This is a genomic window from Achromobacter semiaridum, from assembly GCF_053543755.1.
In genome coordinates this window covers 82,422-92,048 of sequence record NZ_JBLVOL010000097.1, presented here as the reverse complement: position 1 = coordinate 92,048, position 9,627 = coordinate 82,422, and the positions used below count along the sequence as shown (strand labels likewise).

The window sequence follows — 9,627 nt, the reverse complement described above, 5'->3', positions numbered from 1 at the left end:
CGCCCCGACCAAGCGCGGCAAGCCGCGCGCCCAGAACGAGCCGCGCAAGCTGTTCGTGCTGGACACCAACGTACTGCTGCACGACCCCAGCTCACTGTTCCGCTTTGAAGAGCACGACATCTTCCTGCCGATGATGACGCTGGAAGAGCTGGACCATCAAAAGAAAGGCATGTCGGAAGTAGCGCGCAACGCGCGTCAGGTCAGCCGATCGCTGGATGCGCTGGTGCAAGACGCCACGCAACTGGATGAAGGGCTGGAGCTGGCCAAGCTGGGCAACAAGGATGCCACCGGCCGCCTGATGTTCCAGACGACGGCCATCCACAGCACGCTGCCGTCCGACCTGCCCATGGGCAAGGCCGACAACCAGATCCTGGGCGTCGTGCGCGCCCTGCAAGAAAAATTCCCGCAGCGCGAGGTCGTGCTGGTGTCCAAGGACATCAACATGCGCCTGAAGGCGCGCGCGCTGGGCATGGCCGCCGAAGACTACTTCAACGACCACGTCCTGGAAGATTCGGACCTGATGTACACGGGCGTGATGCAACTGCCCGAGGACTTCTGGAACAAGCACGGCAAGGACGTGGAATCCTGGCAGCAAGGGGGCACCACGTTCTACCGTATCCATGGTCCGTTGTGCTCGCAGTTCGTCGTCAACCAGTTCGTCTACTTCGAAGGCCAGATGCCGCTGTACGCGCAGGTGCGCGAAGTCAGCGGCAAGATGGCGGTGCTGGCCACCCTGCGCGACTACACCCACGGCAAGAACAACGTCTGGGGCATCACGGCGCGCAACCGCGAACAGAACTTCGCCATGAACCTGCTGATGAACCCGGAGTGCGATTTCGTATCGCTGCTGGGCCAGGCAGGCACGGGCAAGACGCTGCTGGCGTTGGCGGCCGGTATCACGCAGGTGCTTGAGACCAAGCGCTACACCGAAATCATCATGACGCGCGTCACGGTGCCGGTCGGTGAAGACATCGGTTTCCTGCCCGGCACGGAAGAAGAAAAGATGTTGCCCTGGATGGGCGCGCTGGAAGACAACCTTGACGTCCTGAACATGGGCGATGGCGAAGGCAACGGCGACTGGGGCCGTGCCGCCACCATGGACCTGATCCGCTCACGCATCAAGGTCAAGTCGCTGAACTTCATGCGCGGCCGCACGTTCCTGAACAAGTACCTGATCATCGACGAGGCCCAGAACCTGACGCCCAAGCAGATGAAAACGCTGGTGACCCGCGCGGGCCCCGGCACCAAGGTGATCTGCCTGGGCAACGTTGCCCAGATCGACACGCCGTACCTGACCGAAGGCAGCTCTGGCCTGACGTTCGTCGTAGACCGCTTCAAGGGCTGGCCGCATTCCGGGCACGTCACCTTGCAGCGCGGCGAACGTTCCCGCCTGGCCGACTACGCGGGGGATGTGCTGTAAGGCCTGCGCCACTGCTGCGCGCACTGCTGCACGCCCCGCACAAAAAAAGCCCCTTGAAATCACTTCAAGGGGCTTTTTCTTGCCTGTGCCAATCAAGCCGACGGTGCTTATTTGTCGGCCGCGTTGGTGATGGCATTGCCGGCCCGTGACATATCGCGGCCCATGCCCGCAACGGTATTGCAACCGGCGAGCACGAATCCGAATACGACAAAGGCGGTCAGCACGATCTTGCCGCGCATGCTGTCAACTCCTGAACAAAAAAATATCGATGCCAATGGTGTGGGGGTAGGTCAAACGATCTGCACGCGCAGTTCGCCCAGGCCTTCCACGCCGCCGGTGATGACATCGCCCTGCACCACGGCGCCCACGCCCTCGGGCGTGCCGGTGAAAATGATGTCGCCCGGCTGCAATTCGAACAGGCCCGACAGGTATGAAATGCTTTCCGGGATGTTCCACAGCATCTGCGAGATGTCGCTGGATTGCTTGCGCTGGCCGTTCACATCCAGCCAGATGGCGCCCTTGTCCAGCGTGCCCACGACGCTGCGCGGGTGGATCGGGCCAATCGGGGCCGACTCGTCGAACGCCTTGCCGATTTCCCAGGGGCGACCCTGCTTCTTCATTTCGCCTTGCAGGTCGCGGCGGGTCATGTCCAGGCCCAGCGCATAGCCCCACACGCATTCGTTGGCCTGCTCGACCGGTATGTCGCGGCCGCCCTTGCCCAGCACCACGACCAGTTCCATCTCGTAGTGCAGGTTCGAGGTCTTGGGCGGATACGACATTTTGCCGGTCTCACCGTCGGCAACGGGGCGGACGGCGTCCGCGGGCTTGCAGAAGAAGAACGGATCTTCACGGCCGGTGAAGCCCATTTCCTTGGCGTGTTCGGCGTAGTTGCGACCCACGCAATAGACGCGGCGCACCGGAAACAACGCGGCGCTGCCGTCCACGGGGACCGCGACGGGCGGCTGGGGAGGTAATACGTAGTCCATGAGCGATCAACCTATGACAAATACGTGACTGAAAACCGGCCAAATATCTTACCCCCCGCGCGAAAGGCGCGGCGCGTAAGGTAAAAATCATCCGCGAGTTTATCCCTTTCCCGACACCAGGGGCGGCCGGGTTTCGTTCAGGAAAACGTAGGGATTTCACCATCGAAAACCACCAGGCGCTCGATGAAGCCGGCCATATAGGTTTTCATTTCCTGGTGCGCGGGCGACACCTGGTAGCGGTCATGGGCCGCCTCGTCAGTGAAGGCGGCCACCACCGCGTGGGTCAGGCCGTCGGCGCGGCCGGCCTGATTGGGCCGGAACGCATAGCCCGCCACCCCATCGCATTCGGCCATCACCCGATCGCAATAAGCCTGGACGCGTTCATGAAAGCGGGCGTCGGCGGCCGACGACAGTTGCAACATCACCACATGCAGAAACATCAGGACTCCTTCCTGGAACGCGTCGCGGCCAGCCAGGCGCGCGCAATCAATCCCATGATGCCGTCTCGCAACAGCAACACGCACAAGACAAAGATGGCCCCTTGCACGATCAGCACCCAAGACCCCAGCGGTGCCAGGTAATTTTGCAGGGACACAAACGTGAAGGCGCCGGCCAGCGGACCGAACACGGTGCCGATACCGCCCAGCAGCGCCATCAGCACGACCTCGCCGTTGGCGTGCCAGTGCACATCCGTCAATGAGGCCACGCCGAAAACCAGCACCTTCAAGCCGCCCGCCAGCCCCGCCACCGAGGCCGACAGCGTGAAGGCCAGCAGCTTGTAACGCGACGTGGAATAGCCCAGCGATCGTGCCCGCTGCTCGTTGTCGCGCACCGACCGGATCACTTCGCCGAACGGAGAATTAAGCACGCGCAGCACGAAGGCATAGCCCAGCGCAAACACGGCCAGCGTGAAGTAATACATGGGCATCACGTTCTGCAGGTCGAAAATACCGAACAGCTTGCCGCGCGGCACGCTTTGCAAGCCGTCCTCGCCGCCTGTGAAGCCCGCTTGCACCGCAATGAAATAGACCAGTTGCGACAGCGCCAACGTAATCATGGCGAAGTAGATGCCCTGGCGCCGGATGGCGATGGCGCCGAACAACAGGCCCAGCAGCCCGCCCGTGACCACGCCCGCCAACAGCCCGAGTTCGGGCGTGGCGCCCAGCACCTTCATGACGATGCCGGTCGCATAGGCCGCCGCGCCGAAGAAGGCCGCGTGGCCGAACGACAGCAGCCCCACATAGCCCACCAGCAGGTTGAACGCCGCCGCGAACAGCGCAAAGCACAGCACCTTCATCAGGAACGTGGGATAGACGAACCACGGCGCCGCCAGCGCCACCAGGGCCAGCACCGCCATGGATATGCGCATCGCGCGCCGGCTCAGCTGCACGGGCTGGCGGGTGGCTTCGGCAGCCAGCACGTTCTGCACCTGCAAGGGCTTGCCGAACAGGCCGGCCGGCTTGCACAGCAGCACCAGCACCATGATGATGAAGATCGCCAGGTTGGCGGCCTCGGGGTAGAACACCTTGGTCAGCCCCTCGATGATGCCCAACCCGAAGCCGCTGATGATGGCGCCCATGATGGACCCCATGCCGCCGATCACCACCACCGCGAACACCACGACCACCAGGTTCGACCCCATCATCGGGCTCACCTGGTAGATGGGCGCGGCGATCACGCCCGCCACCGATGCCAGCGCCACGCCCAGCGCGTAGGTCAGCGTGATCAACAGCGGCACGTTGATGCCGAAGGAACGCACGATGGTCGGGTTCTCGGTGGCGGCGCGCAGCATGGCGCCCACGCGCGTTTTTTCGATCAGCACCCAGACCGCCAGGCACAGCACCAGCGACACGGCCACCGCCCATCCGCGATACCACGGCAGGAACATGAAGCCCAGGTTCACACCACCGGACAGGGCTTTCGGAATCGTGTACGGCAGCCCCGACACGCCATAGGCCTGGCGCAGCCCGCCTTCGATCAGCAGTGCGATGCCGAACGTGAGCAGCAGCCCGTACAAGTGGTCCATGCGATAGGTGCGGGAAATCAGCAGGCGCTCGACCACCACGGCAAACACCGCCATGATGAGCGGCACCAGCACCAGCGCGGCCCAGTAGTTCACGCCCAGGTAATTGAGCAGCATCCACGCCAGGAACGCGCCGGCCGTGTACTGCGCGCCATGGGCAAAGTTGATGATGTTCAACAGGCCGAAAATCACCGCCAGCCCGATCGATAGCAAGGCGTAGAAAGACCCGTTGATCAGGCCCAGCAACAGCTGGCCGAACAGCGCCGTGGACGGCACACCGAAAATTTCGAACACAGGGATTCTCCTTTCAGACGCCCAGGCGGCGTGCGATCCGGGCAGGATCGCGGCGCGCCTCATCCGCCGACAACTGGTCGACCACGCAGCCGTGCTCCATGACGTAGTGGCGGTCGGCCACCTTGGTCGCAAAGCGGAAGTTCTGCTCGACCAGCACGATGGTGAAGCCGCGTTCTTTCAGCGTGCGGATGGCGTGTCCGATCTGCTGCACGATGACGGGCGCCAGGCCTTCGGTGGGTTCGTCCAGCAGGATCAGCTGCGCACCGGTGCGCAGGATGCGCGCGATGGCCAGCATCTGCTGCTCGCCACCCGACAGGTTGCCGCCGGAACTGGCGCTGCGTTCGCGCAGGTTGGGAAACAGCGTGTAGATTTCGTCCAGCGACATGCCGCCGTCCGCCAGGCGCGGCGGCAGCAGCAGGTTTTCGGTGACGCTCAAGCTGCGGAACACCGCCCGTTCTTCGGGGCAATACACCACGCCCAGGCGCGGGATGCGGTGGGGCGCCATGCTCACCGTTTCCTGCCCGTTCAAACGGATGGAGCCGCGCCGCTTGTCCAGGATGCCCATGATGGCGCGCAGCGTCGTGGTCTTGCCCGCGCCGTTGCGGCCCAGGATGGTGACAAGTTCGCCGCGCTGGACGTCGATATTCACGCCATGCAGCACGTGGGATTCCCCGTACCAGGCGTTAAGGTCGTTGATGGCCAGCATGTCAGTGCGCCTCCTCGTCCGAGCCCATGTACGCGGTGATGACGCGCTCATCGCGCGACACGGCGGCGTAGTCGCCTTGCGCCAGCACCGCGCCGCGCGCCAGCACGGTGATGGTGTCGGACAGGTCCGCCACCACGGACAGGTTGTGCTCGACCATCAGGATGCTGCGGTTCACCGCCACGCGCCGGATCAACGCGGCGATGCGGGCCACATCTTCCTGGCCCAGCCCGGCCATGGGCTCGTCCAGCAACATGATGTCGGGGTCCAGCGCCAGCGTCATCGCGATTTCCAGCGCGCGCTTGCGACCATACGGCAGCATGGCCGCTGTTGTATCCGCCAGGTTGGCCAGGCCCACCGCGTCCAGCAGCTCCATGGCGCGTTCGTTCAGGCGATCGACACTGCGGCGGCTGCGCCAGAAACGCATGCCGTCGCCATGCTGGCGCATCAGCGCCACGCGCATGTTCTGCAGCACGGTAAGGCCCAGGAACACGGCCGAGATCTGGAACGACCGCACGATGCCCAGCCGCGCAATCTGCTCGGGCGCCAGCGCCGTGATATCGCGGCCGCGGTAATGAATGACGCCCGCATCCGGCGTCAGGAACTTGGTCAGCAGATTGAAGCAGGTGGTCTTGCCGGCGCCATTGGGGCCGATCAAGGCGTGGATGGAGCCTTCGTGCAGGGCAAGGGTCACGCCATCGACGGCATTGAAGCCGCCGAATCGCTTGACCAGCCCCTGTGCGGACAGAACCGCTTGGGTGCTTGGCGTCGTCATGGTGGCCTCTTACATGCGGGCCAACAGGCCGCCGTCGATCGCCAGGACATGCCCGTTGACGAACGATGCGGCCTTCGAGGCCAGGTACACCACGGCAGGCGCAACGTCTTCCGGCGTGGCCCATCGGCCCACCGGCACCGAGGCCGACAGGAACGATTGGAATTGGGGGTTGTCTTGCAGGCCCTGCGTGAAATCGGTGCGCACAAAGCCGGGGGCCAGCGCGTTGCAAGTGATGCCGCTGGCGCCATATTCCACGGCCAGCGCGCGCGTGAAGGCGGCGATGGCGCCCTTGGCGGTGGCGTAGGCGGCAATATTGGGCATGGTCGCCTGGCCCGCCACCGATGACATCAGCACGATGCGGCCGAAGCCGCGCTTGCCCATGCCCGGCAGCACGGCGCGCGCGCAATGAAACGCGCCGTTCACATGCACGTTCTGCAAGGCCTGCCACTCGGCCGGCGTCATCTCGACGACCGGCTTGCGATTCTGGTTGCCGGCATTGCTGACCAATACGTCGATGGACAGGCCCACGTCATCCAGACGCGCCACGGCGTCGGTGACGGCGCCCGCGTCCGCCACGTCGAACGGCACGCCGTGGGCGTCGATCCCCAGCGCGGCCAGCTTGGCGGCGGCGGCGTCGCAGGCGGCTTCGGACAGGTCGTTGACCACCACCCGCGCCCCCGCGCGGCCCAGCGCTTCGGCGATGGCGTAGCCCAGCCCTCTTGCCGCGCCCGTCACCAGCGCGACGCGCCCTGCCAGACCGAACGTCTGGTCCAGATAGTCGTGTTTCAAACTTGTCTCCTTGTTTTATCGGCATCGGATCTCTAGGTCCGGCCTGTGTCACCCCTGCTTTTTCGCGCAAGACATGGTTGACATGAATCTCAATATACGCGACTATTTTCGAACACTCAATAACAAGATTCTTGCTTTATCTTCGATAACGAGTTCTGGCTAGGAGACAATCATGGCCCTCGAAACCCCCGGCTGCCCCGCCGCGAATGCGCTGCCGCCCTTGGCGTCGCGCTTTTTGAAAGTGGCCGAACTGCCCTGGAAACCCACGCAAGTGGAAGGCATCGACATGAAGGTGCTGATGCAGGACAAGGAAACCGGCTTGCTGACCGCCCTGTTCCGCTGGCAGCCCGGCACCGAACTGCCGCTGCACGAACACGTGGAAGTCGAACAGACCTATGTGCTGGAAGGCTCCATCGTGGATGCCGAAGGCGAGGTCCGCGCGGGCGACTACGTGTGGCGGCCGCGCGGCAACCAGCACATCGCGCGCGCGCCCAACGGCGCGCTCGTCCTCAGCTTTTTCTTGAAGCCCAATTTGTTCATCGACGCCTACGCCGGCCAGACGCTGGAGTAAGCCCCCCGGCCTTGCCAACCCGCACGACCCCGCATGACCGCCCGGCACAGGGCGGCGCGCAAAAGAACAAGCCCCCAAGGAGACACCCCATGAAGACCCGTATCAAGAACAGCCTTGCCGCCTGCGTGCTGGGCGCCCTGTCCGTGCCCGCCATGGCGCAGGTATCCGATGACGTCGTGAAGATCGGCGTGTTGGGCGATCAGTCCGGCATGATGGCGGACCTGTCCGGCAAGTTCGGCGTCGAAGCCGTGAAGATGGCCGTCGAGGATTTCGGTGGCAACGTGCTGGGCAAGCCCATCGAAGTGATCTCGGCCGACCACCAGAACAAGGTGGACATCGGGGTGTCGGTGGCGCGGCGCTGGTACGAGAACGACAAGGTGGACCTGATCCTGGACGTGCCCAATTCGGCCATCGCGCTGGCCGTGCAGGACCTGACCCGCCAGATGAAGCGCGTCGTCATCTTCACCAGCGCGGGCTCGGCCGACCTGACGGGCAAGGCGTGTTCGCCCAACGGCATGCACTGGACCTACGACACCTACGCTTATGCCACCGGCGTGGCCAACGGCGTGATTGAGGACGGCGGCAAAAGCTGGTTCTTCATCACCTCCGACTACGCGTTCGGCCATTCACTGGAACGCGACGCCATGGCCGTCGTCAAAGCCAAGGGCGGCCAGGTCGTGGGCAGCGTGCGCCACCCCATCGCCAGCTCGGACTTCTCGTCGTTCCTGTTGCAGGCGCAAGCGTCCAAGGCGCAGGTCATCGGTCTGGCCAACGGCAGCGGCGATACCATCAACAGCATCAAGCAAGCCTTTGAATTCGGCATCATGGGCAGCAAGCAACGGGTGGCCGCGCTGTTCATGAGCATCGTGGATGTGCGCAGCGTGGGGCTGGAATACGCGCAAGGGCTGAACCTGGTGGAGCCCTTCTATTGGGACCAGGATGACAAGGCGCGCCAATGGTCCGAACGCTATTTCAAGCGCACGGGGCGCATGCCGTCGATGGTGCAGGCCAGTAACTACAGCGCCACCATGCATTACCTGAATGCCATCAAGGCCGCCGGCACGGACGCATCCGAACCCGTGTTGAAGAAAATGCACGACACGCCCATCAACGACTTCATGACGGAAAACGGCCGCGTCCGCGAGGACGGCCGCGTCATGCGTGACCTGTATCTGTTTCAGGTCAAGAAGCCGTCGGAATCCAAGCGCGACTGGGACTACTACAACCTGGTGCGCAAGATTCCGGCCGAACAGGCGTTCCGTCCGCTCAAGGACGGCGGCTGCTCACTGGTGAAGTCGTGATGAACGGCGCGCTGTCGCTCCTGGCCGGCAAGCGCGCCGTGATCACGGGGGGCGCCAACCCCCGTGGCATCGGCGCGGCCGTTGTCGAGCTCTTCCTGGCGCAGGGCGCCAGCGTTGCGGTGCTGGACCACGCCTATCCCGAAGATGGCCCGGGCGCGGTGGAGGACGGCCGCGTCAACCTGCATTGCGACGTGTCGCGCGGCGCCTCGTGCAAGGCCGCGATGGCGCGCGCCGTGAAGGCGCTGGGCGGCATCGACGTGCTGGTCAACAACGCCGGCATCGTGGCCGCCACGCGCATCTGGGACTTGCCCGAGGACGAATTCCGCCGCATGGTCGACGTCAACCTGACCGGCACCTACAACGTCACGCACGCCGCCCTGCCCGCACTGCTGGAAAGCACGCGGCAAGCGGCCATCGTCAACCTGGGCTCCACCGCCGCCCTGCGCGGCGGCGGCCTGCTGGGCGGCTCGCATTACGCGGCGTCCAAGGGCGGCGTCATCAGTTTCACCAAAGCGCTGGCGCGCGAACTGGGCCCACGCGGCGTGCGCGCCAATTGCGTGGCGCCCGGCATTATCGAAACGGACATGACGCTGGGAAAATTCGGCGAAAATTGGGAACAAGAACTCAAACAGGGCATTCCGCTGCAACGTTTCGGCTCGCCCGCCGAGGTTGCCCAAGCCATTCTGTTCCTGGCCTCGGACCTGTCCTCTTATTCAACCGGCATCGTGGTCGACGTCAACGGCGGCTTCCACATTCACTAGGCAC

11 protein-coding genes are annotated in these 9,627 nt (G+C 64.2%); 4 read left to right on the top strand and 7 right to left on the bottom strand.

Annotation, left to right across the window (positions count from 1 at the left end; genetic code table 11):
- The coding region (locus ACNPP0_RS22925; RefSeq protein ID WP_448707084.1) for a PhoH family protein at positions 1-1,420 on the top strand (1,420 nt) is incomplete at its 5' end.
- Positions 1,421-1,527: 107 nt separating this feature from the next.
- Here the strand turns inward: ACNPP0_RS22925 and ACNPP0_RS22920 are convergent.
- From ACNPP0_RS22920 to ACNPP0_RS22890, 7 genes are all read right to left on the bottom strand, one after another.
- On the bottom strand, positions 1,528-1,659 hold the full coding sequence (locus ACNPP0_RS22920) for an entericidin A/B family lipoprotein (RefSeq protein ID WP_006218367.1): 132 nt from the start codon (positions 1,657-1,659) through the stop codon (positions 1,528-1,530).
- A gap of 51 nt (positions 1,660-1,710) precedes the next feature.
- Positions 1,711-2,406, bottom strand: coding sequence for a fumarylacetoacetate hydrolase family protein (locus tag ACNPP0_RS22915; RefSeq protein WP_046802843.1), 696 nt, complete (start codon positions 2,404-2,406; stop codon positions 1,711-1,713).
- 137 nt (positions 2,407-2,543) lie between these two features.
- Positions 2,544-2,846 (bottom strand): Dabb family protein, encoded by a 303-nt coding sequence (locus ACNPP0_RS22910; protein ID WP_332610333.1) that lies wholly within the window; start codon positions 2,844-2,846, stop codon positions 2,544-2,546.
- Positions 2,846-4,723 carry an ABC transporter permease gene (locus ACNPP0_RS22905; protein WP_332610334.1) on the bottom strand — a complete coding sequence of 626 codons (1,878 nt, stop codon included), beginning with the start codon at positions 4,721-4,723 and terminating at the stop codon, positions 2,846-2,848. Before ACNPP0_RS22905 ends, ACNPP0_RS22910 begins: the two co-directional genes overlap by 1 nt.
- Before the next feature lie 13 nt (positions 4,724-4,736).
- Complete coding sequence (locus tag ACNPP0_RS22900; protein WP_219991972.1) at positions 4,737-5,429, bottom strand: ABC transporter ATP-binding protein; 693 nt, start codon at positions 5,427-5,429, stop codon at positions 4,737-4,739.
- A 1-nt stretch (position 5,430) separates the two neighbouring features.
- Complete coding sequence (locus ACNPP0_RS22895) at positions 5,431-6,201, bottom strand: ABC transporter ATP-binding protein (protein ID WP_332610337.1); 771 nt, start codon at positions 6,199-6,201, stop codon at positions 5,431-5,433.
- Positions 6,202-6,210: 9 nt separating this feature from the next.
- The gene (locus tag ACNPP0_RS22890) at positions 6,211-6,990 is read right to left on the bottom strand and encodes an SDR family NAD(P)-dependent oxidoreductase (protein WP_332610339.1); all 780 of its coding nucleotides are present in this window, start codon (positions 6,988-6,990) and stop codon (positions 6,211-6,213) included.
- Positions 6,991-7,162: 172 nt separating this feature from the next.
- Here ACNPP0_RS22890 and ACNPP0_RS22885 point away from each other — a divergent pair, with 172 nt between their 5' ends.
- From ACNPP0_RS22885 to ACNPP0_RS22875, 3 genes are all read left to right on the top strand, one after another.
- On the top strand, positions 7,163-7,561 hold the full coding sequence (locus ACNPP0_RS22885) for a cupin domain-containing protein (protein WP_448707083.1): 399 nt from the start codon (positions 7,163-7,165) through the stop codon (positions 7,559-7,561).
- Between the two features lie 89 nt (positions 7,562-7,650).
- On the top strand, positions 7,651-8,862 hold the full coding sequence (locus tag ACNPP0_RS22880; RefSeq protein WP_332610342.1) for an ABC transporter substrate-binding protein: 1,212 nt from the start codon (positions 7,651-7,653) through the stop codon (positions 8,860-8,862).
- Positions 8,862-9,623 carry an SDR family NAD(P)-dependent oxidoreductase gene (locus ACNPP0_RS22875; protein WP_448707082.1) on the top strand — a complete coding sequence of 254 codons (762 nt, stop codon included), beginning with the start codon at positions 8,862-8,864 and terminating at the stop codon, positions 9,621-9,623. Before ACNPP0_RS22880 ends, ACNPP0_RS22875 begins: the two co-directional genes overlap by 1 nt.
- The last annotated feature ends 4 nt before the right edge of the window (positions 9,624-9,627 follow it).